The sequence below is a fragment of the Paenibacillus sp. 2TAB26 genome (genome assembly GCF_052115145.1).
Lineage (GTDB): Bacteria > Bacillota > Bacilli > Paenibacillales > Paenibacillaceae > Pristimantibacillus.
The window spans coordinates 183,383-208,289 of the sequence record NZ_JBFRGC010000001.1; the positions used below are offsets into that span (position 1 = coordinate 183,383).

Here is a 24,907-nt window from a genome sequence, read left to right on the forward strand (position 1 = left end):
TTATTTGCGAAAACATAAAACTCAAGATGCAAGGGCTTGTTTACAATGCTATAATATACGGGATTGTGTGAAGACTACTATACAATAACAACAACAAACGGGAGGAATACGGCTCCATGAGCAAAGTAATTATTTGCGACCATCCGTTAATTCAGCATAAGCTGACTTTTATTCGGAATAAAGAAACGAATACAAAAGATTTTCGGGAATTGGTTGATGAAGTTGCAACATTGATGTCTTACGAAATTACGAGAGAAATACCGCTTGATACGATTAAGGTGCAGACGCCTGTAGCCGAGACGGATTCGAAGGTTGTATCCGGAAGAATGCTTGGGCTTGTGCCTATTTTGCGCGCTGGTCTTGGGATGGTTGACGGTATATTGAAGCTGATTCCATCGGCAAAGGTAGGGCATATCGGTCTAGCGAGAGATCATGAAACGCTTCAGCCTAAAGAGTATTACATTAATTTGCCTACAGATGCACCGAATCGTCTGCTTATTGTTATCGATCCGATGCTTGCTACGGGCGGCTCTGCTATCGCAGCGATCAATTCACTGAAAAATCATAATTGCGATCAAATTAAATTAATGTGTCTTATTGCTGCTCCTGAGGGCGTGAAGGCTGTTCAAGAAGCGCATCCTGATGTCGATATTTATATCGCCGCACTCGATGAGCGTCTGGATGAAAGAGGCTACATCATCCCTGGTCTAGGCGATGCTGGAGACCGCATGTTCGGAACAAATTAGCACAGTGTCGTATGAAATGATAATAGGAGTGGAATCTTTTGTCTAAACTGAAGGTAATGACTATTTTTGGAACACGTCCGGAGGCAGTCAAGATGGCGCCGCTCGTACTCGAGCTCCAGAAGCGAGAGGATGAAATCGAATCGATCGTTTGTGTAACTGCGCAGCATCGCCAGATGCTTGATCAGGTACTCGATTTTTTTGAAATTCATCCAAATTACGATTTGAATGTGATGAAGGATCGTCAAACGTTAACGGAGACGACTGTTCGCGTGCTAGAAGGGCTTGATCCTGTTCTAACGCAAGCGAAGCCTGATATCGTGCTAGTACATGGCGATACACAGACAACGTTTCTAGCAAGCTATGCAGCGTTTCTTAAGCAAATAAAAGTGGGCCACGTTGAGGCGGGGCTTCGTACTTGGAATAAGCTTTCTCCTTATCCGGAAGAAATGAATCGGCAGCTTGCCGGCGTGCTCTCAGATGTGCATTTTGCTCCGACAGAATGGTCGGCGAACAATTTACGCAAAGAGAACAAGTCGGATGCTGCCATTTATGTGACTGGGAACACCGCGACTGATGTATTCCAATATACGGTAGATGAGTCTTTCTCGCATCCGGTAATCGACTGGGCTAAAGGGAAACGGATGATTCTCATGACAGCACATCGTCGTGAAGCGTTAGGAGAACCGCATCGCAATATTTTCAGAGCGGTGAAACGAATCGCTGACGAGCACGAAGATGTGGTAGTCGTGTATGCAGTCCACCCGAATCCTGCGGTCAGAGAGCCTGCGAATGAAATTTTGGGCGATCRTCCGCGTATTCGCTTGATTGATCCGCTGGATGTATTCGAGTTCCACAATTTCTACCCGCATGCCTTTATGATTATGACGGATTCCGGCGGTTTGCAAGAAGAGGCTCCATCGTTTGGCGTGCCGACACTTGTGCTTCGCGATACGACAGAGCGTCCAGAGGGCATCGAAGCAGGAACGCTAGAGTTGGTAGGTACAAATGAGGAGCTGGTGTACAGCAGAGCTCATGCACTGCTAACCGATTCTCAGCTGTATTCTCGCATGAGTCAAGCTGCTAACCCTTATGGGGATGGCACCGCTTCCGAGCGTATTGTAGATGCGATCTTGCATCATTTTGGCAGACTAAAGGATCGTCCTGTTTCGTTCACAGAACGTTCATAGATTACACAGGAGTGATGAGCTGAGAGGCGAATGTACAGCATACAGTAGTACTGTACGGTTTCCGGGACGCACAACACCTTATGTATCAAGGGTTTTGGTCGATCAATTCACCAAAAGTTTGCAGTGATTTCAATTGACAAACGTGTTGTGGCTTGGATAAAATAAATGAGGATTGACAGGGGTATGAACCATGAATAAAAAGGACAGAAGGGACAATCCACTGCTCGCAGCCGGACTAGTCGGCGCACTCGGATTGCAAGTCGCTGTATGTATCTTTTTAGGCTATTGGATCGGCTCTTCTCTCGGGAACCGTTTTGGGGACGCGAAGGGATGGACGCTCGGTGGCATACTGGTCGGTCTGGCTGTCGGACTACTCTCAGCCATTCTGCTTGTTAAGAAGGTTATGGAGGACGCCGATGGATAAAATAATGAAGACAGCATTACGTACGCTTATTTATGCAATGGCGGTATGCCTAATTGTATGGGCTTTCTTGCCGGACTGGCGTACGGTGTCTCTCGGTCTTCTTGTGGGATTGGCAGCAAGTTCCATGAATGCGTTTTTACTAAGACGCAGAGTAGAAATGGTCACCCTAGGAGCAGCGGGGGTTGGACCACGCAAGAGAGGTCTTGGTCTAGGAAACCGCATCGCAACAGTGTTGCTGGTTGCCATGATCGCCTATCGTTTTCCGGAGGATCTCAGCATGCCGGCCGCGTTAGCTGGCTGTATGGTCATGCCGTTTATTCTTTTGGTAGCAGCATATATTCACAATAAACGACAATCTTAGCGGAAAGGGGTGAAAATTTTAGATGCATGAATTTCCGGTGATGCCACTGGGGCCGTTTAATATTGACATTTCGACCTTGGTAGCACTTGTGGTTTCAGTCATTGTGACGTTCTTGATCGCTAAGCTGGCTGTTCGCAACCTTTCGGTGGACAACCCTTCGAAGATGCAGAACTTTTTGGAATGGGTAGTTGATTTCGTTCAAAACTTTATTTCAAGCACAATGCCTGCAAAACGAGTCAGACCGTTCATTTCTTTAGGAATGACGCTGATTATGTTCATTTTCATCTCCAACCTGCTCGGTTTGCCTTTCGGTATCGTAACCGAAACTAGTACTGTTAATGAAAGTATCGGTGTTACGCAGGAATTATTGGATGAGAAGCATGGTCATATTGAACTTGCTTGGTGGAAATCGCCAACTGCTGATATTTCAGTAACGGCAGGGTTAGCGCTTATCGTATTCGTAATCGTCCATTTCCTTGGTCTGAAACAGAATAGAAAGCACTACTTGAAACATTATTTCCATCCTTACCCAATATTCTTCCCAGTTAACCTTATTGAGACAATCGCTAAGCCAGTAACACTTGCGCTTCGGTTGTTCGCTAACATCTTCGCAGGTGAAGTACTGATTGCAACAATCCTGATGATGGGCTGGATTGGTACGCCGTTCCTGGTTGCATGGCAGGGCTTCAGTCTTTTTGTAGGCGGTATTCAAGCTTTCTTGTTCACGATTCTTACGATGGTATATATTTCACAAGCTGCCATTCACGATGAAGAGGAAGCACATTAATTTTCGCTTTATGCCTTAATTCAACATTGAGGTTGGTTATACAAAAAACAACAATTTTCGAGGAGGATTTTAAAAATGGAATTATTAGCAGCAGCTTTGGCAGTAGGTTTGGGTGCAGTTGGCGCGGGTGTAGGTAACGGTATGATCGTTAGTAAAACAGTTGAAGGTATCGCTCGTCAGCCTGAACTTCAAGGTAAATTGCAAACAACAATGTTCATCGGTGTAGGTATCGTCGAAGTTGTGCCTATCATCGGCGTAGTTATCGGCTTCTTGGCTTTCTTCCAAGCTTAATAACTGAAATTGGCGGGGAAGGCCTTAGCCCTCTTCGCCTTCGTTATGATTAAGACAATATTGTGGTGAGAAAGGAGCGGCATCTATGTCATGGGTTTGGGAATCTACAGTAATCGCAATGGTTGCGTTTGGTGTTTTGTACTGGTTACTCAATAAGTACGCATTTGGTCCATTATTCGAAGTAATGGAGAAGCGCAGACAGCTTGTGCTTGAACAAATGAATACAGCTGAGAACAGTCGTAAAGCGGCTGAGCAGCAAATGGAAGAGCAGAAGGCTGCACTCCAACAAGCTCGCAAAGAAGCTTACGAAATTATTGAACAATCCAGAACAACGAGCTCGAAGCAAGCAGACGAGATCGTTCAAACAGCAAAAACAGAAGCATCCCGTCTGAAAGACGATGCTCTCAAAGATATCGAAAGCGAGAAAAACAAAGCAATTGCAGCGCTTCGTACTGAAGTTGGCGGCATCTCCGTAAAAATCGCATCGAAAATTATTGAGAAGCAAGTGGATGAGAAATCACAAGAACAGCTTGTTGGTCAATATTTGAAAGAAGTTGGAAATAAATGAGCCGCGATGCAGTCGTAGCGAAGCGCTACGCTAAAGCACTGTTCGAGGTTGCACAGCAGCAAAAGGTTGTTTCAGAGGTTCAGGAGCAGCTTAAGCTGATCGTGCAAGCTCTTGAGCAGGACGCTGACATTGAAAAGTTCCTGTCTGTTCCAAGTATTGCTCCAGAACAAAAGATTGCCGTTCTAAAAGCAGCATTCGGTGATCGTGTATCTTCACTGGTATTCAACACCGTACAAATTCTTATTACTCGCAGACGCCAAGATATTATTGCTGAGGTTTATGCAGCATATACGAAGGTTGCGGGAGATTCGCTCGGTCAAGCACATGCTACGGTTTATTCCGCACAAGCTTTGTCTGATGCTGAGCTTGCTAACGTAGCGGCGCAGTTCGGACAATTGACTGGCAAAGCTATTATTGCTGAGCAAATAGTAGAACCTTCATTGCTAGGTGGCGTACAAGTACGCATCGGCGACCGTCTTTATGATGGAAGCTTGTCCGGCAAGTTGGAACGTTTACAAAAATCGTTTAAAATCTAATGCACTGTAGATAGGGGTGAACGAATTGAGTATCAGACCTGATGAAATCAGCACGCTGATTAAACAACAGATCGAAAATTTTAAATCCGAAATTCAAGTCGTGGACGTCGGCACCGTAATCAATGTCGGTGACGGTATCGCCCGCGTACACGGTTTGGAAAATGCGATGCAGGGTGAATTGCTCGAATTCTCAAACGGTGTAGTCGGTATGGCTTTGAACCTCGAAGAAAGCAACGTCGGTGTCGTTATCCTTGGACCATACACGGATATTCGCGAAGGCGATCAAGTTAAACGTACAGGCCGTATCATGGAAGTACCTGTCGGCGAAGAGCTTCTTGGCCGCGTAGTAAATCCACTTGGACAGCCACTAGATGGTAAAGGTCCAATCAACACGACTCAATTCCGTGCGATTGAATCTCCAGCACCAGGCGTAATTGACCGTAAATCGGTTCATGAGCCTATGCAAACAGGTATGAAAGCTATCGACGCAATGGTACCAGTAGGCCGCGGACAACGTGAGCTTATCATCGGTGACCGTCAAACGGGTAAAACATCCATTGCAATCGATGCAATCATCAACCAAAAAGGCAACGGCGTAAAATGTATTTACGTAGCTGTTGGTCAAAAGCAATCCACTGTTGCAAACGTAGTGGAAACACTTCGTCGCCACGGTGCTCTTGAATACACGATCGTAGTAACTGCTGGTGCATCTGAGCCGGCTCCATTGCTCTTCCTAGCTCCTTATGCTGGTTGTACAATGGGTGAGTACTTCATGTACAAAGGCGAGCACGTTCTTGTTATCTACGATGATCTATCGAAACAAGCTGCTGCTTACCGTGAGCTTTCCCTATTGCTTCGTCGTCCACCGGGTCGTGAAGCATACCCAGGTGATGTATTCTACCTTCACTCCCGTTTGCTAGAGCGTGCGGCTAAACTAAGCGACGCTAGAGGCGGCGGCTCAATGACGGCATTGCCATTCATTGAGACACAAGCATCAGACGTATCGGCATACATTCCTACGAATGTTATCTCGATTACAGACGGTCAAATCTTCCTAGAAGCAGATCTGTTCTACTCCGGTCAGCGTCCAGCGGTTAACGTTGGTATCTCTGTATCCCGTGTAGGTGGTTCCGCTCAAATCAAAGCAATGAAAAAGGTTGCTGGTACGCTTCGTCTGGATCTTGCGGCTTACCGTGAGCTTCAAGCGTTCTCGCAGTTCGGTTCCGACCTTGACAAATCGACGCTAGCTCGCCTTAACCGCGGTGCGCGCACGATGGAAATTCTTAAACAAGACGTTAACAAGCCGATGCCTGTTGAGAAACAAGTTATCTCAATCTTCTCTGCTGTTAAAGGTCATTTGGATGAGATTCCAGTTGGCGATATCCTTCGCTTTGAGGAAGAGTTCCACGCGTACCTCGATTCGAACAGCCCTGAAATTGGCCAATCGATCCGCGATACTAAGGATCTTGTTGCTGACAACGAGAAAGCTCTCGTTGAAGCTATCAATAAATTTAAGAAAAGCTTCTCTGTATCGGCATAATTAAGCATATACGGGTGAAACTTATACCTTCTTATAATCCAATATAAATCGAAGCCCGTTCTTTATGTTCGGGCCTAGATAACTTTCTCCACCAACACCAGGCTTTGGAGCAGGTCCAAAGCAACAAAGGCGGGTGAAACCAAATGGCAAAAGGTATGCGCGATATTAAACGCGAAATCAAGAGTAAACAAAATACGAAGCAGATTACGAAAGCAATGGAGATGGTTGCCGCTTCCCGCCTAAGAAAGGCACAAGAAGCAGCGCAAGCATCACGCCCATATGCTGAGAAGCTGAAGGAAGTTGTAGCAAGCATCGCAGCTGGCACTAAAGATGTGAAGCATCCGATGCTAGAGAAGCGTCCAGTGAAAAAAACGGGTTATCTCGTTATTACATCGGACCGTGGACTAGCGGGCGGCTACAATGCGAATATTCTTCGTAAAGTAACGCAAACGATTCGAGAGAATCATAAGTCGACGGATGAATATGTATTGTTCGTTATCGGACGGAAAGGTCGCGACTATTTCCGCCGCCGCAACATGACAATCGTTGAGGAAGTTATCGGCTTGCCGGATGCTCCTACATTCGCAGACATTAAATCGGTTGCTTATTCAGCCGTTAATATGTTCTCAGAAGGTGCTTATGATGAGTTGTACTTGTACTATAACGAATTCGTTAATGCGATTACTCAAGTGCCGACAGACGTACGTTTGCTGCCACTTGCAGAAGTAGGCGGGAACACGGCTGTCACATCGTATGAATACGAGCCATCACCGGAGGGCGTGCTTGAAGTGCTGCTGCCTAAATATGCGGAAACGCTCATTTACAGCGCAGTTCTAGACGGAAAAGCAAGTGAGTTCGGGGCACGTATGACTGCCATGGGAAGCGCCACGAAAAACGCGACGAAAATCATCAACCAATTGACGCTCACTTACAATAGGGCGCGTCAAGCAGCGATTACACAAGAAATTTCCGAGATCGTTGCTGGGGCAAATGCTCAATCTTAATATATACACTGCAAGGGCCAGGCGCTTGCGATAAGCTGACCGGCGTGCAGTTACAAGAAGGAACCAGGAGGGAAAACCATGAAAAAAGGACATGTTGTATCCGTCATGGGTCCGGTCGTAGACTTAGAGTTCGAACGCGGCAATTTGCCGGAAATTTTGAACGCTGTCAAAATCGAGCAAAAGGGCGAAGCAGGCGGCATTGATATTAACTTGACGCTTGAAGTAGCCGTTCACCTCGGTGACAATAAGGTACGTGCCGTAGCTATGAGTACGACAGACGGTCTTGTACGCGGTATGATTGCCGTAGATACAGGCGCACCTATTACTATTCCGGTTGGTGCTTCTACGCTTGGTCGCGTATTTAACGTGCTAGGCCAACCGATTGACGAAGCTGGCGATGCTTCATCGACAGTAAACCTTCCGATTCACCGCGCAGCACCTGCTTTCGATGAATTGTCCACGCAAGCGGAAATTCTTGAAACAGGAATTAAAGTAATCGATCTTCTCGCTCCATACGCAAAAGGCGGTAAAATCGGCCTCTTCGGCGGCGCGGGCGTAGGTAAAACGGTTACGATTCAAGAGCTTATCAACAACATCGCACAAGAGCACGGCGGTATCTCCGTATTCGCGGGTGTTGGTGAGCGTACTCGTGAAGGTAATGACCTTTACCACGAGATGAAAGATTCCGGCGTACTAAGCAAAACAGCGATGGTATTCGGACAAATGAATGAGCCGCCAGGCGCACGTCAACGCGTTGCTTTGACTGGTCTGACAATGGCTGAGTATTTCCGTGACGAAGAAGGAAAAGACGTACTATTGTTCGTCGATAACATCTTCCGTTTCACACAAGCAGGCTCCGAGGTTTCGGCCCTTCTAGGCCGTATGCCTTCCGCGGTAGGTTACCAGCCAACATTGGCAACTGAAATGGGTCAATTGCAAGAGCGTATTACGTCTACGAAAAAAGGTTCGGTTACTTCGATCCAAGCGATCTATGTACCTGCCGATGACTATACGGATCCAGCTCCAGCAACGACATTTGCCCACTTGGATGCTACAACGAACTTGGAGCGTAAAATTTCCGAGATGGGTATCTTCCCAGCGGTTGATCCACTCGCGTCATCTTCACGTATCCTAAGCCCATCTGTTTTGGGTGCAGAACACTATAACGTAGCTCAAGGCGTTAAGAAAATTCTTCAGCGCTACAAAGAGCTTCAAGATATTATCGCAATCCTTGGTATGGATGAGCTAAGTGAAGAAGATAAATTGACCGTGTCTCGCGCACGTAAAATTCAACTATTCCTTTCTCAACCGTTCCACGTTGCTGAGCCGTTCACAGGAACTAAAGGTAAATATGTACCTGTAAAAGAATCGGTTCGCAGCTTTAAAGAAATTCTCGAGGGCAAACATGACGACCTTCCGGAAGAAGCTTTCCGATATGTTGGTGTGATTGAAGAAGCCGTGGAGAAAGCCAAAACGCTTTAATAGCGAAAGGCGGGAGGAATCCACATGAGTTCTTTTTTAGTAGAGATTGTAACACCTGAGCGTAAAGTATACGCAGAGACTGCTAATATGGTTAGTGTAACAGGCGTTGAAGGTGAGCTTGGCATATTGCCAAATCACATTCCACTTGTCACACCGCTTCGTATTGCACCTGTCGTTATCAAACGCGGTAATCAAGTAGATGTAGTAGCAGTTAATGGAGGCTTCATCGAAGTACGCAAGGATAAGATCGTTATCCTTGCTGAGAGCGCTGAGCTTGCAACTGATATTAACGTTGAACGTGCAGAAGCCGCTAAACAGCGTGCTCAGCAGCGTCTTGCTGCGAAGCAAGACCAAGTTGATTTCCGCCGTGCAGAGCTTGCTTTGCAGCGTGCGATGAATCGTCTGCATATTAAACACAAATAAGCAACAACCACCAAAGCACTGTCAGCGCCTTTAAGGCGCTGGCGGTGCTTTTTTTTATAGGAAAAGAGAGGTTAGATGTAAAGATAGCTAATATGTAACATATTATAGTGTGATTGAAAGTCAGTGCTGAATTCCAATGTCAGGTTGATTCGAATATTCGTGTTTCACCTCCTATTCGGTGTTATGTATTCTGAAATATGCGTATTTTCGACAAAAAAACTAATTATTTGTATATAATTCTCCCTAATATATGTTAATATAGTTAACATCATAGACAATGAAAATAGCGGGGGGAGAATCATATGTTTGACTGGCTAGGTATGAAAGTAGGGTTTCCGCTCTGGGTTTCATGGCAATTGAATAAAGATATGAAAACAGATGTCGAGCAAAGCTTTGAGGGGATTGCGGAGACACGTAAGGAATTGCTAACTGCGTGGGCAATGGAGTATTGGAATTACATCGATCAATTGGGTGGCCAACTGACAGAGCTCCTCGCTCAAAACAAAGATTTTTCTATTTCTACTGAACAGTCACAAATAGAACGATTATTTGAAAGAACATATGCTCGAGCGATCGATATAACCGAGCTGTTTTTACTCGATGTGAAGCAAACCGTTATCAGCTCCACACATAGTCCGCATATTGGGACAATCTATCAAGAAGATAGCAGCTTGCAGCTTGGACTGAGCTACACTAAGCAGTTGAGCAGCCCTCGTCGATGCTTGTTTGGGCCTTATAGTGATTCTCTCACTTTAAAGCTAGGAGCACGTTCTTCCTCTTTTCATGACAAAATGACTCTATTATTTATGCTTCCAATTACGGTAAATGGCAGCTTTGCAGGGACGTTATGCGCGCGTGTGCCGAATGATGTACTAGGAGATTTAATTCAGCGTGAATCGGGCCACGTCTATCCAGATTCGGGTGATAATTATATATTTATGGCGAAGGCAGGCTTGAATACTCATATAGCGCCAGGGACGGCTTTATCTCGAAGCAGGTTCGAGGATCGAACATTCACACATGGTGAAAATCTCAAGGATGGCGTAACAACTGATTGGGGCAAAGTTTCGATCAAAGAGCATACAGAGCTTGAAATTGTCTTTAATGATCCGGCAACTGGGCAGCTTCATCCTGGGGTTGCGAATACCATTGCAAACGACAGCAATCTATTCGTTGAATATCCAGGTTATTCGGATTATAGGCATATATCGGTTATTGGTAAGGGAGTGACCTTTCAGCTGCCGCATTGTCCGGACAAATGGGGGATGATGTGCGAGGGAGACTTGGAGGAAGTATACCGCATTCGCAGTATAGGCTGGAGACAACGCAAGCTGCAGCTTATATCGATTACGAGTGTTAGTATTTTGTTGGCATTGCTTATGTTATTTATTGCCGTTCATGCTCCGGTTTGGGTGACTGCAACAGCTGCAGGTTTATTCAATCTTGTATTTGGATTGTTATTCATTACTGCCTTTCAAAATAGGGAGTCGAAGCGTGTTGTATCGCATCTGCGCCAAATTAATCGTTTTATTCGCATAAATGCAGAAGGAAAGGGCGATCTGACGCAGCGCTTGCAGCTTAATCGTTTTGATAATGATGAATCGAAAGAATTAGCAAAATGGATTAATAATATGATAGATTCCTTGGAAGGCATTATGCTGCAGGTTAAGCTTGCCTCCTCTGATGTTCTATCCAGCCAGTTTGTCCTAAACGAATCAGCGGCTGTCACTTCAGCTTCAACGGAGCGAGTCAGCGGAAAAGTATCTGATATGATTGGAAGCATTAGATTGCAATTGAAGGATATTGATATGGCGAAGGATGCTGCAGGCGATATGCAGGCAACGCTGAAACAGATCGAAGAGCAGGCAGCTGGGCAGATTGAGGTAGCCAAAGCCGAGGTTGATCGCATCGGGGACAAGATGCTCCACATTTCTGCCAAGGTAGGCGAAACCAACGGAACAATCCATAAATTTATGGATACGGTGCAAGAAATACAAGGGGTCTTGCATGTCATTGAAGAAATATCGGCACAAACGAATTTATTAGCGCTTAATGCATCAATCGAGGCAGCAAGGGTTGGTGAGCAAGGCAGAGGTTTTGCCGTTGTGGCGTCGGAAATTCGCAAGCTTGCCGATATGACCAAAAAGTCGACCGAGGAAGTACATGAAATTACTCGTCACATTTATGATGAAGCGAAACAAGCGTACGCCTCTATGGATGAAGGTACTCGCGTGGTTGAGGAGGGCAATCAGCTTGTAGCAGCCGCTGCCAGTACGCTTGCTTCCGCACATGCCGAGGATCATCGCAAGACGCAGGTCGTTGATGAGGTCGTACAGCTAATGGAGAAAATCGCGCTGGTAAGCAGAGAAAATCGGAAGATTTCTTCCGATGTAGAGAGCAAAGTGCAAGAGCTCATTGGCGAAATGACGAATGTGAGACAAACATCTCAGAGTGTGGAGTCTATAACGACGCTGCTTCAACAGCTTGTTGGCCAGTTTAAGCTGACAGAATCACGAATAAGATAAGTGAACGAGATAGGGTTGCAGAAGACCGTGTAAACGGAGCTGCGGCTCTTTTTTTTATGCGATGCATTCTTTAATCAACTAAGACTCAATACATAATTATGCCATGGAAGAGTTATCCTAAGCATCAATCCGATTGTGCAACAGAAAGGAGATGGGTAAATGTTCCGAACCTATAAGCAGGGCAATGGCAGCGCTGGAAAAAAGGCTGATAAGCGTATAACCAAAGCAGAGATGCATGAAAAGGAGCAGCTTCAGCCTTTTGCGGAGAAGGCCCTTTTCACTTCTCTGGAGCAAAATATGGAGACCATGAAGCGTGAGCTGGGTGAGAGTCAGGATATTATTTATCGTGAACTGACGTTAACGGATAGAGGCCACACGAAGGCGCTAATTGTTTATGTACAAGGGATGATTGACGATGAACGTCTTGACCATTTTGTCATTCAACCGATGCATGGAGGCAAATTCCCGGAGGAGGCTAATTTAGAGCCTGCTGAGCTGCTTACATTTATGAAAAACAATTTGCTCTCAACTGGTATTATTAATGATTTATGCGATTGGAAGCTATTGTTTCAAAAATTGTTTATGGGCTATTGCGTCATCATGATAGAGGGTGCAACTCAGGCAATAGGAACCAATGTAGTAGGGGGAGCAAGAAGAAGTGTAGAAGAACCGAAAACCGAGATGGCCATACGTGGTCCTAGAGAAGGGTTTACGGAGTCGATTAGAACAAATACATCGCTGATTCGCAGGAAGATACGAAGCCCGAAGCTGTGGATGGAGCAATGGACGATCGGAGAAATTTCACAAACTCCCGTATGCATCATGTATGTCAAAGATTTGGCGGATGAGAATGTGCTTACGGATTTAAGAGAACGTCTGGAAGAAATACAAATTGACGGCATACTTGAATCCGGTTATATCGAGGAATTAATTACGGATCAGAAGTGGTCGCCGTTTCCTACCATCATGAGTGTAGAGCGGCCGGATGCTGTAGCAGGCAATTTGCTTGAAGGCCGAATAGCGATTTTTGTTGATGGGACGCCATTTGTTCTGATCGTACCCACGATTTTAAATATGTTTTTTCAGGCTTCAGAAGATTATTATCAGCGGTTTGATATCGCGACGTTTCTGCGGCTGCTTCGTTTTGTATCCTTTTTAATCGCACTGCTTATGCCGTCGATTTATGTCGCAATCGTTGGATATCATCAGGAAATGATACCGACTCAGCTGCTGCTTAAGCTTGCAGCACAGCGGGAGGGCGTGCCTTTTCCCGCCTATTTGGAAGCTTTTATTATGGAATTTGTATTTGAAATATTACGGGAAGCCGTTGTACGAATGCCTAGTGCTGCGGGTAACACGATATCGATCGTTGGAGGTCTTGTTATCGGACAGTCGGTCGTAGAGGCAGGAATCGTCTCGCCAGCCGTCGTTATCGTCGTTTCCTTCACAGCGATTGCCAGCTTCGTATCTCCTAACTATAGTCTTGGAATTGCAGCTAGGCTGCTGCGCTTTCTGCTGCTTCTAGCAGCGTCGACACTCGGATTTTATGGAATTGGATTAGTTGTGCTGCTGCTTCTGCTGCATTTGAGCAATTTAAGATCGTTTGGCATGCCCTATATCAAACCATTCGCCCCGATGTATTTAAAGGATATGAAGGATACGCTGGTTAGGGCGCCACTTTGGATGATGCGGGAACGGCCAGAGAAGCTTGCTTCGAGTAATAGAGTTAGACAAGACATTGAAACGGAGCATAGGAAGGAGCCGCAGCAATGAGCGATGGCAGCGTCAATGCAAGGAAACGGATATTTTCATTCAGGAAAATAGGACGGAAGCTCATTCTTGTATGGACAGTATGTATGCTGGCGCTATTAAACGGCTGTTGGGATTTACGTTATTTGGACAAGCTTGGCGTCGTATACGCCATAGGAGTTGACGATGACCCAACAGGAAAAAACAAGCTACAGTTGACGGTACAGGTCGTATTGCCCCAAAACGTTGCAGCGGAAACCAAAGGGGCCATTGGCGGCACTGCAGTGACGACGTTTACGGAAAAAGGGGATACATTGTTTGAGGCGATTCGAAAAATGTCGACTAAAACATCTAGACGGCTTTTTTTCTCCCACACACAAATGCTGATCGTCAGTGAAAGTATGGCTAGAAAAGGCATCTATCCCTTAGTTGATTTAATTGAGAGAAATCCAGATATACGCACTGATATTTCAGTGCTTATTACACGAGGCATGAGAGCGGAGAATTTGCTTCGATTAACGACGCAAACAGAATCTATTCCTGTTAATCAGCTTCGGGAAATAGTTGAAGTCAATCAGTCTGCGTATGCGTCGAGTTATGTCGTATTAGTCAAAGATTTAACGAGACTATTGGGAAGAGGGAAGCAGCAAGCTGTATTGCCTTCTATTCTGATAGAGGGAAATGAGGAGGTGGGACATTCAAATGACAATTTAAACAGCATTCCTGCAAAAGCGATTCCAGTGCTGTCGACTATGGCTGTTTTTCGCGATGGCAAGCTTGTTGGTTATTTGAAGTCCAAGGATTCAAGAGGTCTATCTTGGCTTCAAAATAAAGTGGAGAGCACTGTCGTAAAGCTTGGATGCCCGGAGTCAGAAGGGGAGCTCATTGTTGAGGTGCAGGATACGGCGACCGTGTATAAGGTTAAACAAGATCCGAATGGTCATCCAATTATACAGGTCCATATTAGTGTAGTGGGTGGAATTCAAGAAATCATGTGCCACGGCGTCAACATCACGGAGGAAAGTGTACTGATCAAGGTCGGCAAAATGACAGATAAAGCGATTGAGGAAGAGGTAGCGGGCACGATCAATAGCGTACAGAAGAAATTCCACACGGATGTATTAGGGTGGGGAAAAGAGGTTTATTTTCAAGAACCTAATATTTGGAGGAAAATCGAAGCGGACTGGGAAGATATTTTCCCTCAAGTGAAAAGCGAAGTCATCTGTACAACTCAAATAACAGGCTCAGGTGTACGGGGCGAATCTATATCGAAGTGAGTGATTAGCATGATGGCTCTCATTGTCCTCCTCTTATCTTCCGTTATGGTTGGAACGGCAATATGGAGAAGGAATAGCAAAAATAATCGTCAGCGTGAAGGTGGCTGGGCTTTGGTCATTTTAATCATAGGGGTTGGAATTATGGCAGCAAAGCATATGCATCTACCGATACCCAATCCGGCAGATTGGATTACAGCTATATTCTCACCTGTATATAAACCTATATTAAAGTGGATTGAAAAGGGGGCATAACATAGTTGAGCAAATTTGCGGGAATTAACAATGCCGAGATTACATCGGGGCAATGCGCCAAAATATTGTTTTTATTTGCACTAGGAAGTGCAGCGCTCATATTGCCAACAATGGTGACGTCGATTGCCAAGCAGGATGGATGGATTTCAATGGTGCTCGCAGGACCGTTTAATTATTTCATACTGCTCATTTATCTAGCGCTTGCTGATCGTTTTCCTAAGTTGACTTTGGCGCAATACTCAGAAAAACTGCTGGGGGTTTGGCTCGGTAAGGTAGTAACTTTACTGTATATTTTTTATTTTTTGTTGTTAAGCGCATTGGTACTGCGCAATATATCCGATTTTTTGAATTTATCCGTATTGCCAGAGACACCAGAGTGGTTCATTAACCTCACCTTTATGATTGTTGTTGTATATGGCGTTCTCTTAGGCATTGAGACGATTTCGAGAACGGGTGAGATTTTATTTGGATGGGCGGCCTTAGTTATTGGTATTGTTCTCCTTGCTTTGTTCAATCAATTTAATTTTCAAAACTTTGAGCCTTTCTTGTACGACGGCTGGATAAGGCCGATTAAGGGGGTCTATCCGATTCTCGGGTTCCCTATTGCGGAATTCGTGTTTATAACGACGATTTTCCCGCTTGTGCGTCAGGAGGATCGTAAAAAATTAAGAAAAAAACTGAAGCTCTCTGTTTTTGCCATTGCTTTTGTAAGCACGCTGATTACAATTTTTTTAGTTGCTGTTATGGGTGTGCAAGAAGCGAGCAGAAGTCCGTTTGCGGTCTATGATATGGCTAAAAATATTAATATCGAAGAGATATTGGTGCGTGTTGAAATATTAGTTGCGATGGTTTGGATTGGGACGGTCTTTATGAAGCTTGCGCTTTGCGTTTATGTACTGACGGTCTTAACGGCTCAAATGCTTAAGCTTTCTACCTATCGTCCATTGGTCATTCCTTATGCTTTTGTCATTGTGCCTATCTCGCTCATGGTATATCGAAATGCGGCTCATGCGCATGAATTTGGCATAGGAGTATGGACGGTTTACAGCTTGCTGCATGGTTGTGTTGTACCATTATTGCTGCTCGTGGTTGCTGTTATTAGGGGAAAAAAAGATACGAGCGACGGTCGGTTTCAAGATGAGCAGAAGTCCAGCAGCCGCAGGCAAAAAGGGAATGAAGCAGCAGAAGGGAATTCCGATATAACGAACAAGGAACCTGTCTTAGGCACAACTCCATCATAGACGGCAGTGGAAGCATTTGTTATAATTGTGAGGAAAATTGACCAAGCGGCTACCTACTCAAATTTACGGAGGCGATCGTGTGGAACACTACTCCAATAATTATGTCGTCGTGGCTATTTTTATCGTGCTTGGCATTATGCTTCCCGTCGTTGCATTAACTGTAGGAAGACTGCTAAGGCCGAATAAGCCAAGTGAGCTCAAACAAACCACCTATGAAAGCGGAAATGAGCCGGTAGGTGAGGGACAGGTCCGTTTTAACATCCGCTATTACTTGTTTGCACTAATGTTTGTCATCTTTGATGTAGAAACCGTTTTCTTATATCCTTGGGCCGTCGCATATAATAAGCTCGGCTTATTTGTGCTAGTCGAAATGTTGATTTTTGCGGGAATGCTGCTTATTGGTCTTCTATATGCCTGGAAAAAGAAGGTGCTGAAATGGAATTCAGTTTAGAATCAATTTCGTTAGAGGAACGCAAAGAGCTGGAACGCAACGTATTTATGGGCACCTTGGAGCAATTGAAGGCTTGGGCAAGAAGCAACTCGTTATGGCCGCTCACATTCGGCCTTGCTTGCTGTGCGATTGAAATGATGGGAACGGGCGCATCGCATTATGATCTGGATCGTTTTGGAGTGATGTTCCGAACCTCGCCGCGACAGTCTGATGTGATGATTGTGGCCGGTACAGTGACGAAGAAGATGGGTCCCCTTTTACGCAGGCTTTATGATCAAATGCCAGAGCCGAAGTGGGTTATCGCAATGGGATCCTGCGCAACGGCTGGCGGACCTTATATTAAGTCCTATTCAGTCATCAAAGGCGTTGATCAGATCGTGCCTGTTGATGTGTATATTCCGGGCTGTCCGCCTAATCCGGCCGCGCTGATCTATGGCATCAATAAACTGCAGGAGAAAATTCGCTATGAAGCGAAGACTGGGAAGCGGGTGACCAGTCGATGAGTGAAGAGGATAAACCGGTCGCAGACACGCCTCCCGTAGACCCGGAGAAGGAAGCCAAGCTGAAGGCAGCTGCGGAAGCACGCGCAGCGAGAGCGGCAGCAAAAGCAAAGGCCGAAGCAGAAGCGAGTGAAGCAGAGCCGGAGCAGCCGAAAGTGCCTTCGCCAAGGCAGCCTGAGCTTGATGCCATAGTCGCGCTTCTGAAGCAGGAAGTCGCAGAGGCATCGGTTGAGGATGCCTATGTAAATGAACTGAATGGCGATATGCCGATGATTATCTTACGCAATGAACACTGGCGTGAAGCTGCAAAGATGCTTAAGGAGCACGAGCAGCTTCAATTTAATTATTTGCGTAATGTGTCAGGTGTCGATTACGAGACCCACATAGAAGTGGTATATCATATGATCTCGCTTGGAACCAAAAAAGAGGTCGGAATTAAGATAAAGACGGAGCGGGAAGCGTCAGCCGTCTATTCGGCAACACCAGTCTGGGCAACAGCGAATTGGAACGAACGTGAAATTTACGATTTACTGGGAGTTGATTTTCCTGGACACCCCGATATGCGGCGGATCATGATGCCTGATGACTGGGTGGGCCATCCGCTGCGCAAAGATTATGAGTCGATAGATTCGGAGGTGTAGGCAGCCCTTGATTCGTACAGAAGAACTGCTACTAAATGTAGGTCCTCAGCATCCAAGCACGCATGGCGTATTCCGGATTATCGTTAAGCTCGATGGTGAAGTCATAACCGAAGCGACACCTGTCATGGGTTATTTGCACCGAGGCACCGAGAAGATCGCGGAAAACTTAAATTTCACGCAAATCATCCCCTACACCGATCGAATGGATTACGTCTCTGCAATGACTAATAATTATGTTCTCGTACATGCAGTGGAAACGATGATGGGGCTTGAAGTACCGCAGCGGGCGGAGTATCTCAGGCTTCTCGTTATGGAACTGCAGCGTATAGCTAGCCATCTAGTATGGTGGGGAACTTATCTACTTGATATTGGGGCAATGAGTCCGTTTCTTTACGCATTCCGTGACCGGGAAATCATTATCGATTTATTTAATGAGCTGTGCGGCGCAAGATTAACTTACAATTACATGCGAGTTGGCGGAGTGAAGTGGGATGCGCCTCCGGGCTGGCTGGACAAAGTGCGCGACTTTATTCCTTATATGGAGAATAAGCTGCAAGAGTATGATAAGCTCGTCAGCGGCAACGAAATTTTCCTTGCCCGCATTAAAGGGATAGGAAAATATGATGCGGCAACAGCGATTGATTATGGCTTATCTGGAGCCAACTTGCGTTGTACAGGTGTAGACTTTGATATTCGCAAGGCGGAGCCCTACAGCTTGTACAGCCAATTTGAATTTGATGTGCCGCTTGGAAAAGTGGGAGATTGTTATGATCGCTATCGGATTCGGCTGGAAGAAATCCGCCAAAGCTTGCGTATTTTGAAGCAGGCGCTGGAGCAATTTCCTTCTGGCGGGGAGACAATGGGGAAGGTTCCGCGCGCAATAAGGCCCCCTGCTGGCGAGGTGTATGTGCGGATCGAATCGCCGCGCGGCGAAATTGGCTGCCATATCGTATCCAAAGGCAAAGCAGAACCCTATAGGCTCAAATTCAGAAGACCGTCATTCGTTAATTTGCAAATACTGCCGAAGCTGCTTGTAGGCGAAACGATGACAAACCTCATTACGATACTAGGCGGCATTGATATTGTCGTCGGGGAGGTCGATTGCTAATGCAGTCATGGCTTAACCAATCGCTAACTTGGGGAAATGCACTTGTGCTGTTCCTTTGGGCTGTCGTATTTCTATTCATTGTGCTTGGTTTCGTCACGTACGCCATTTATTTCGAGCGTAAAGTAATCGGGTGGATGCAGCTTCGCATCGGTCCCAATCGCGTAGGGCCCTTTGGCTTGCTGCAGACGGTAGCGGATATTTTTAAGCTGCTCATTAAAGAGGACACGATTCCGCGCAAGGCAGATCGGGCATTGTTCATTCTTGCGCCTGCCCTAGCATACATACCGGCATTCTCCGTACTCGCTGTACTTCCCTATACACAAAACTTATATTTCGCAGATCTGAATGTTGGTTTGCTCTATTATGTAGCCCTGTCAGGCATCTCGACGCTTGCCATCGTGCTTGGCGGCTGGGCTTCCAATAATAAGTATGCGCTCCTTGGGGGTATGCGCTCGGCGGCACAAATGATAAGCTATGAGGTACCGCTTGTTATTTCGGTAGTAGGCGTTATTTTACTTAGTGGAAGCTTGAATCTGCGTGATATTGTAGCGGCGCAGGATGGCGGCTGGTTTTGGAATTGGAACTTTATTCCTCAAATTATCGGTTTCATTGTCTTTATTATTGCAGCTGTATCCGAGCTCAATCGTACGCCCTTCGATTTGCCGGAGGCGGAATCTGAGCTTGTTGCAGGTTATCACGTTGAATATAGCGGCTTTCGGTTTGCATTTTTTATGCTCTCGGAATACGTATACGTTTATGCCATTGCTGCATTAACAACAGTATTGTTTCTGGGCGGCTGGCACGCACCGGCGCCATTTCTTGATTTTGTACCGGGCATTATATGGTTTTTGCTCAAGTTTGCGTTTATTGTGTTTTTCTTATTTTGGATTCGTGCTACACTGCCGCGCATACGAGTAGATCAGCTTATGGGTCTTGGCTGGAAGGTGCTGCTGCCGGTGTCGCTGCTTAATGTGTTTCTAACGGCTGTATATTTAGAGCTGTTTATCAAGAACTAGCAAAGGGGAGAAGGAAATGAAAGGAATGCTGCAAGGACTGGGTGTAACGCTCAAATCAATGACGGCTCCAAAAGTGACCACCTCCTATCCTGATGTGCCCTTTGTCATGCCGGATCGCTTCCGTGGTATTCAGCACTTTATCCCGGATTTATGTATCGTTTGCAACCAATGCGCACGCATTTGTCCAACCGACTGCATTACGCTGACCGGCAAACCGAACCCGGACCCTGATAAAAAGGGCAAGGTAATTGATACTTTTGATATTAATTTTGAAATATGCATCTTATGTGATCTGTGCACCGAGGTTTGTCCGACCGAAGCGATCGTTATGTCCAATCATTTCGAGCTGGCAACCTTCAGCCGCGATGATTTGTTCAAGGATGCAGAATGGCTGACAGACAATAATACACTTACTCGGCAGGACAATAACAATATCGGAGCGCCGGCCAAAGGGGGCGCAAAATAGTTGTTCAATATTGATTTTACAGGCGAATTTGTCGCTTTTTTTATCTTCTCAGCCATCATGATATGCGGCGCTGTCCTAATGATCAGCTTAGAGAAGGTCGTACATATGGTCATCTCTATGGCTGCTGTATTTCTAGGCTTAGCCGGAATGTTCGTGCTTCTGGAAGCTGAGTTTGTCGCATTTGTTCAGGTGCTTATCTATGCTGGAGCAGTCTCGATTCTGATGATATTCGGTATTATGATGACGAAACATCAGCCAGGAGAGCGTGAGCCGGTGAAGCCGCTCCATGAAACGCTTGCCGCTGTAAGCGCGCTCAGCTTGTTTGGCCTATTGTTTTATGCGATCCGTTCAACAACTTTTCCAGAGCCGCAGTCTTTTCAAGCTGGAGAAGACAATACGATGGCAATTGGCGAGCTCTTATACACAGGGTATGTGATACCGTTTGAGCTGCTCTCGGTGCTGCTGACGGTAGCATTTATTGGAGCAATCGTACTTGCCAAAAAGGAGGAGGAATAATTACATGCTTCCTTCCTATTTAACGATGGCGGCTATTTTGTTTTGCATTGGGCTATATGGTGCATTAGTGAAAAGAAATGCAGTCGTCGTACTGCTCTCGCTTGAGCTAATGCTGAATGCGGTCAACTTGAATCTTATTGCCTTCTCCAAATATGGTGTTGTTCCGTCATTGACGGGACAAATTTTTTCATTATTTACAATTACAGTCGCAGCGGCAGAAGCAGCGATTGGGGTAGCTATATTAATAGCATTGTTCAGATTGCGCGGGACAGTTAATGTCGATGAGTTTGACAAAATGAGGAGGTAGCGCGGCGTATGAATATGTACTCACAGACGGCTTGGTTAATTCCGCTGTTTCCGCTGGCAGCATTCCTCGTTTTGACGGCGCTCGGTCGCAGCTATCGACGAGCGGGCGTTATCATCGGTTCGCTTGGATCATTTGGCGCCTTCGTTCTATCTTTGCTTATTATGATTGATCGACTTGGTACCAATGAAGTGGATTATAATTATTCCTTTGATTGGATTGCTATCGGAGATTATACGTTGAAGATTGGTTTCGAGGTGACCAACCTGACAGCGCTTATGCTTGTTGTCGTGACACTCGTCAGCTTTCTCGTGAATGTATACTCGGTCGGCTATATGAAAAATGATGAGCGAATAACCGTGTTTTTTGGTTATGTTGCCTTGTTCACATTCTCTATGCTGGGACTTGTATTATCCGATAATTTATTATCGCTTTATATTTTCTGGGAACTAGTTGGCGTATGCTCGTTCTTGCTCATTGGCTTCTGGTTTACACTGCCCAAAGCGCGAGCGGCGGCCAAGAAGGCATTTATTGTGACAAGAATCGGCGATGTTGGCTTGCTGATCGCTATTATGCTCCTTTTCTGGTATATGCCGGATCATGCCCTTGATTTCACTACGATTCAAAGCGTATTTGATGGGCAATCGGGTGCGATTACGAACGGGATTACGACGTTGATTGCTTTGCTTATTTTTGTAGGTGCGATCGGCAAATCAGGCCAGTTTCCGCTTCATGTGTGGCTTCCTGATGCAATGGAGGGCCCGACACCGATCAGTGCACTGATTCATGCTGCTACTATGGTTGCGGCAGGCGTATTCCTTATTGCACGAACGTATGATATTTTTCAAGATTCTGCAGCTGCTATGGAGACCATCGCATATGTAGGCGGTTTTACAGCTATATTCGCTGCGACGATTGCGCTCGTACAAAAGGATATTAAACGGATATTAGCCTATTCCACGGTCAGCCAATTGGGTTATATGATGATGGCGCTTGGTCTGGGTTCCTTAACAGGCGGCATCTTCCACCTGTTCACGCACGCTTTCTTCAAAGCGCTGCTCTTCCTTGGTGCTGGCAGCATCATTCATGCGGTACATACACAGAACATTCATGAGATGGGCGGACTTGCCTCGAAAATGAAAGTGACGACATGGACGTTCGCAATTGGCGCTTTAGCGCTTGCTGGCATTCCGCCATTATCCGGCTTTTGGTCGAAGGATTTAATTTTGACGGTTGCTTGGGAGACGAATCCACTATTATTTATTGTAGGTTTGGCAGCCGCTTTCTGTACGGCGCTTTATATGTCTCGGTTGTTCTTCCTTGTATTTATGGGAAAATCAAACGAGGCCTCTTCTCATGCGAAAGAATCACCAGTTTCGATGACGCTGCCGATGATCGTGCTTGCTGCTCTCGCCATTGTTGTTGGGTTTATTGAGACGCCATGGAACGGTGCATTTGGCTCATGGATCACTGATGGGGGAGAGTCCTTGCATAAAAGTGGCATCGCCATTGTTGCATCCATTGCGGTTGGCCTTCTAGGTATCTATATTGGCTGGCTCATTTATGGGAAAAACAGTGTAAACAAAGATGTACTGCAAGAAAAAATGCCTAAGCTAGTCAAGCTGCTGGAAAATAGTTATTACATCGATGAGCTTTATGCCGTTATCATAGTGAAGCCGCTGAAGCTGATTGGCTCTACGCTTATGGCGTTTGATTCTTATGTCATAGGCGGAATTGTGCGGTTGACAGGCACGGCTGTTACCTCGGCTGGAAGAGTGGCTGCTCGTCTGCAGAACGGTCAAGTACAAACCTACGGTTTGGCAGCTGTTATCGGGTTCGTCATTCTTGTGGCTGCTATCGTTGGAAGGAGGTTCCTGCCATGAGCATCCTGAGTGACATTCCGATATTATCACTTATATTACTGGCACCGCTGCTTGGTATCATCGTTCTGCTGCTGCTTCCGAAGCAGCGCAGCAGCTGGATGAAAACAACGGTTGTCATAACCACATTAGTTCCTTTGCTGCTCTCTTTGTGGCTTTATGCTGATTATAATAAGCAGCAGGGCGGGGCGGCATATGACGAGCAATATAGCTGGGTGGAAGTGCCGCTAAATAAAGAGGTTCCATCGGGCGTATCTGAATTTAAGTTTACGTTTCAATATGAGCTCGGCATAGATGGCCTGTCGCTTCCGCTTCTGCTTCTAGCAACGCTCGTATCAGCAATGGCTGCACTTGCAGCAGTTCATATCAAGAAAAGATGGAAATCTTTTTTCATATGGTTTCTGCTGCTGGAGCTCGGAATGCTTGGCGTTTTTCTAGCTCGTGACTTATTTTTATTTTTTGTATTTTTCGAGATTACGCTTGTTGCGATGTATTTCTTAATCGGAATTTGGGGTTACTTCAATCGCGAGCGTGCAGCCAATCAGTTTTTAATCTATAACGGAATTGGTTCAGCCATTATGCTGATTGCGTTCGTTATTCTCGTGAACACAGCTGGCTTCCGCGTGGATCAAGCAGGCGAACAAGTTAGCTTTATTTACAGCGGCAGCTATACAGACATCTTCCGCAACATGGCGGACGCATCCGCTTGGGTTAACCTGACTAATGAGCAGCTTGGTTCAATTAATCCATTCCAGTTGACGGATACGATGCAATGGGTGCTGTTTATTATGCTGCTGGTTGCTTTCGGCATCAAGCTTCCGATATTTCCATTCCATACTTGGATGCTTAAGGTGCACACGGAAGCTCCGACCTCGATTGTCATGATTCACTCCGGGATATTACTGAAAATGGGCGCTTACGGATTACTGCGATTTGGGATTATGCTCTTCCCTGATCAAGCGCGACAATTTGCGACAGTGCTCGCTGTGCTTGGCGTCATAAATATATTGTATGGAGCGCTGCTAGCCTTCAGGCAGCGTGAGTTTAAACTAGTGCTTGCTTATTCCTCCATCAGCCATATGGGTATCGTATTGCTAGGGATAGCAGCAATAAATGAGATTGGCTTGCAGGGAGCTGTATACCAGCTCGTATCGCACGGACTTATATCTGCCTTGTTATTTCTGATCGTTGGCAGCATCTATGAACGAACGGGAACGACCGAGCTGCAAGAGCTGGGTGGGTTAGCGCGCTCTATGCCATTTATAAGCGGCGTACTGCTGACTGCGGGGCTCGCTTCACTCGGTTTGCCGGGCTTATCCGGTTTTATTGGGGAGTTTCTATCGCTGCTCGGCCTATTCGAGTCGCATCGCTGGTTGACTGCGGCTGCGGCGCTTGGCATTATTTTGACCGCTGTCTATATGCTTCGCGCTGTACTTAAGATTACATTTGGTCCACAGCGTGAGGCGTTTGGAGCATTTAAGGACGCAAGGCTAATTGAGGCGGCTCCCATGATTGTGCTGCTTGCATTCATTGTGCTTCTCGGCTGTTTTCCTTCCGTCCTTACGGATACTGTGCAGCATGGCATGGATAAGCTGTTCGGACAATTACTTGCATCAAGGGCGGGGGGATAAA

At 46.0% G+C, this 24,907-nt stretch carries 27 protein-coding genes; all 27 read left to right on the top strand.

Translation table 11 applies throughout. The features are described 5' to 3' along the window. Positions 1 to 116 precede the first annotated feature (116 nt). The 27 genes from upp (at position 117) to AB4Z50_RS00940 (ending at position 24,906) form a co-directional block, all read left to right on the top strand. Positions 117 to 746, top strand: a complete 630-nt coding sequence (gene upp / locus AB4Z50_RS00810; protein WP_076266260.1) for a uracil phosphoribosyltransferase — start codon at positions 117 to 119, stop codon at positions 744 to 746. Between the two features lie 38 nt (positions 747 to 784). Then, positions 785 to 1,933, top strand: a complete 1,149-nt coding sequence (gene wecB / locus AB4Z50_RS00815; protein WP_441874685.1) for a non-hydrolyzing UDP-N-acetylglucosamine 2-epimerase — start codon at positions 785 to 787, stop codon at positions 1,931 to 1,933. A 190-nt stretch (positions 1,934 to 2,123) separates the two neighbouring features. Next, positions 2,124 to 2,357 (top strand): AtpZ/AtpI family protein, encoded by a 234-nt coding sequence (locus tag AB4Z50_RS00820; protein ID WP_076266259.1) that lies wholly within the window; start codon positions 2,124 to 2,126, stop codon positions 2,355 to 2,357. Next, the gene (locus tag AB4Z50_RS00825; protein WP_076266258.1) at positions 2,350 to 2,718 is read left to right on the top strand and encodes an ATP synthase subunit I; all 369 of its coding nucleotides are present in this window, start codon (positions 2,350 to 2,352) and stop codon (positions 2,716 to 2,718) included. The genes AB4Z50_RS00820 and AB4Z50_RS00825 overlap by 8 nt, the downstream gene beginning before the upstream one ends. 22 nt (positions 2,719 to 2,740) lie before the next feature. Further along, on the top strand, positions 2,741 to 3,505 hold the full coding sequence (atpB, locus tag AB4Z50_RS00830; RefSeq protein ID WP_441874686.1) for a F0F1 ATP synthase subunit A: 765 nt from the start codon (positions 2,741 to 2,743) through the stop codon (positions 3,503 to 3,505). Between the two features lie 75 nt (positions 3,506 to 3,580). Further along, positions 3,581 to 3,796: a F0F1 ATP synthase subunit C gene (gene atpE / locus AB4Z50_RS00835; RefSeq protein WP_053373757.1), complete on the top strand. Its 216-nt coding sequence runs from the start codon at positions 3,581 to 3,583 to the stop codon at positions 3,794 to 3,796. An 85-nt stretch (positions 3,797 to 3,881) separates the two neighbouring features. Next, on the top strand, positions 3,882 to 4,364 hold the full coding sequence (gene atpF / locus AB4Z50_RS00840; RefSeq protein ID WP_339205409.1) for a F0F1 ATP synthase subunit B: 483 nt from the start codon (positions 3,882 to 3,884) through the stop codon (positions 4,362 to 4,364). Further along, on the top strand, positions 4,361 to 4,900 hold the full coding sequence (locus AB4Z50_RS00845; protein ID WP_339205408.1) for a F0F1 ATP synthase subunit delta: 540 nt from the start codon (positions 4,361 to 4,363) through the stop codon (positions 4,898 to 4,900). The genes atpF and AB4Z50_RS00845 overlap by 4 nt, the downstream gene beginning before the upstream one ends. Before the next feature lie 25 nt (positions 4,901 to 4,925). Beyond that, positions 4,926 to 6,440 carry a F0F1 ATP synthase subunit alpha gene (gene atpA, locus AB4Z50_RS00850; protein WP_076266254.1) on the top strand — a complete coding sequence of 505 codons (1,515 nt, stop codon included), beginning with the start codon at positions 4,926 to 4,928 and terminating at the stop codon, positions 6,438 to 6,440. A gap of 143 nt (positions 6,441 to 6,583) precedes the next feature. Continuing rightward, a complete protein-coding gene (gene atpG, locus AB4Z50_RS00855) occupies positions 6,584 to 7,444 on the top strand; it encodes an ATP synthase F1 subunit gamma (protein ID WP_054025458.1) in 861 nt (286 codons plus the stop codon). Between the two features lie 78 nt (positions 7,445 to 7,522). Further along, positions 7,523 to 8,926, top strand: coding sequence for a F0F1 ATP synthase subunit beta (atpD, locus tag AB4Z50_RS00860; RefSeq protein ID WP_441874687.1), 1,404 nt, complete (start codon positions 7,523 to 7,525; stop codon positions 8,924 to 8,926). A gap of 24 nt (positions 8,927 to 8,950) precedes the next feature. Next, positions 8,951 to 9,349 carry a F0F1 ATP synthase subunit epsilon gene (locus AB4Z50_RS00865; protein ID WP_076266251.1) on the top strand — a complete coding sequence of 133 codons (399 nt, stop codon included), beginning with the start codon at positions 8,951 to 8,953 and terminating at the stop codon, positions 9,347 to 9,349. Positions 9,350 to 9,651: 302 nt separating this feature from the next. Continuing rightward, the gene (locus tag AB4Z50_RS00870; RefSeq protein ID WP_441874688.1) at positions 9,652 to 11,874 is read left to right on the top strand and encodes a methyl-accepting chemotaxis protein; all 2,223 of its coding nucleotides are present in this window, start codon (positions 9,652 to 9,654) and stop codon (positions 11,872 to 11,874) included. Between the two features lie 159 nt (positions 11,875 to 12,033). Further along, on the top strand, positions 12,034 to 13,647 hold the full coding sequence (locus AB4Z50_RS00875) for a spore germination protein (protein ID WP_441874689.1): 1,614 nt from the start codon (positions 12,034 to 12,036) through the stop codon (positions 13,645 to 13,647). Beyond that, the gene (locus AB4Z50_RS00880; protein ID WP_441874690.1) at positions 13,644 to 14,900 is read left to right on the top strand and encodes a Ger(x)C family spore germination protein; all 1,257 of its coding nucleotides are present in this window, start codon (positions 13,644 to 13,646) and stop codon (positions 14,898 to 14,900) included. Before AB4Z50_RS00875 ends, AB4Z50_RS00880 begins: the two co-directional genes overlap by 4 nt. A 9-nt stretch (positions 14,901 to 14,909) precedes the next feature. Beyond that, positions 14,910 to 15,152, top strand: a complete 243-nt coding sequence (locus AB4Z50_RS00885; protein ID WP_441874691.1) for a hypothetical protein — start codon at positions 14,910 to 14,912, stop codon at positions 15,150 to 15,152. Positions 15,153 to 15,157: 5 nt separating this feature from the next. Continuing rightward, a complete protein-coding gene (locus AB4Z50_RS00890) occupies positions 15,158 to 16,393 on the top strand; it encodes a GerAB/ArcD/ProY family transporter (protein WP_441874692.1) in 1,236 nt (411 codons plus the stop codon). Positions 16,394 to 16,529: 136 nt separating this feature from the next. Continuing rightward, positions 16,530 to 16,844 carry an NADH-quinone oxidoreductase subunit A gene (locus AB4Z50_RS00895; protein ID WP_256710814.1) on the top strand — a complete coding sequence of 105 codons (315 nt, stop codon included), beginning with the start codon at positions 16,530 to 16,532 and terminating at the stop codon, positions 16,842 to 16,844. Further along, entirely contained in the window at positions 16,829 to 17,347 is a 519-nt protein-coding gene (locus AB4Z50_RS00900; protein ID WP_076266244.1) for a NuoB/complex I 20 kDa subunit family protein, read from the top strand. Before AB4Z50_RS00895 ends, AB4Z50_RS00900 begins: the two co-directional genes overlap by 16 nt. Further along, positions 17,344 to 17,985, top strand: coding sequence for an NADH-quinone oxidoreductase subunit C (locus tag AB4Z50_RS00905; protein WP_441874693.1), 642 nt, complete (start codon positions 17,344 to 17,346; stop codon positions 17,983 to 17,985). Before AB4Z50_RS00900 ends, AB4Z50_RS00905 begins: the two co-directional genes overlap by 4 nt. A gap of 7 nt (positions 17,986 to 17,992) precedes the next feature. Next, positions 17,993 to 19,093 (top strand): NADH-quinone oxidoreductase subunit D, encoded by a 1,101-nt coding sequence (locus AB4Z50_RS00910; protein ID WP_076266242.1) that lies wholly within the window; start codon positions 17,993 to 17,995, stop codon positions 19,091 to 19,093. Continuing rightward, complete coding sequence (gene nuoH, locus AB4Z50_RS00915; protein WP_441874694.1) at positions 19,093 to 20,109, top strand: NADH-quinone oxidoreductase subunit NuoH; 1,017 nt, start codon at positions 19,093 to 19,095, stop codon at positions 20,107 to 20,109. The genes AB4Z50_RS00910 and nuoH overlap by 1 nt, the downstream gene beginning before the upstream one ends. Before the next feature lie 16 nt (positions 20,110 to 20,125). Further along, the gene (gene nuoI, locus AB4Z50_RS00920; RefSeq protein WP_054025448.1) at positions 20,126 to 20,575 is read left to right on the top strand and encodes an NADH-quinone oxidoreductase subunit NuoI; all 450 of its coding nucleotides are present in this window, start codon (positions 20,126 to 20,128) and stop codon (positions 20,573 to 20,575) included. Then, positions 20,576 to 21,091: an NADH-quinone oxidoreductase subunit J gene (locus AB4Z50_RS00925; protein ID WP_441874695.1), complete on the top strand. Its 516-nt coding sequence runs from the start codon at positions 20,576 to 20,578 to the stop codon at positions 21,089 to 21,091. It begins immediately after the preceding gene. A 4-nt stretch (positions 21,092 to 21,095) separates the two neighbouring features. Continuing rightward, positions 21,096 to 21,398 carry an NADH-quinone oxidoreductase subunit NuoK gene (gene nuoK / locus AB4Z50_RS00930; protein WP_339205398.1) on the top strand — a complete coding sequence of 101 codons (303 nt, stop codon included), beginning with the start codon at positions 21,096 to 21,098 and terminating at the stop codon, positions 21,396 to 21,398. An 8-nt stretch (positions 21,399 to 21,406) separates the two neighbouring features. Continuing rightward, positions 21,407 to 23,278: an NADH-quinone oxidoreductase subunit L gene (gene nuoL, locus AB4Z50_RS00935; RefSeq protein WP_441874696.1), complete on the top strand. Its 1,872-nt coding sequence runs from the start codon at positions 21,407 to 21,409 to the stop codon at positions 23,276 to 23,278. Beyond that, a complete protein-coding gene (locus AB4Z50_RS00940; protein WP_441874697.1) occupies positions 23,275 to 24,906 on the top strand; it encodes a complex I subunit 4 family protein in 1,632 nt (543 codons plus the stop codon). Before nuoL ends, AB4Z50_RS00940 begins: the two co-directional genes overlap by 4 nt. Position 24,907: the final 1 nt, after the last annotated feature.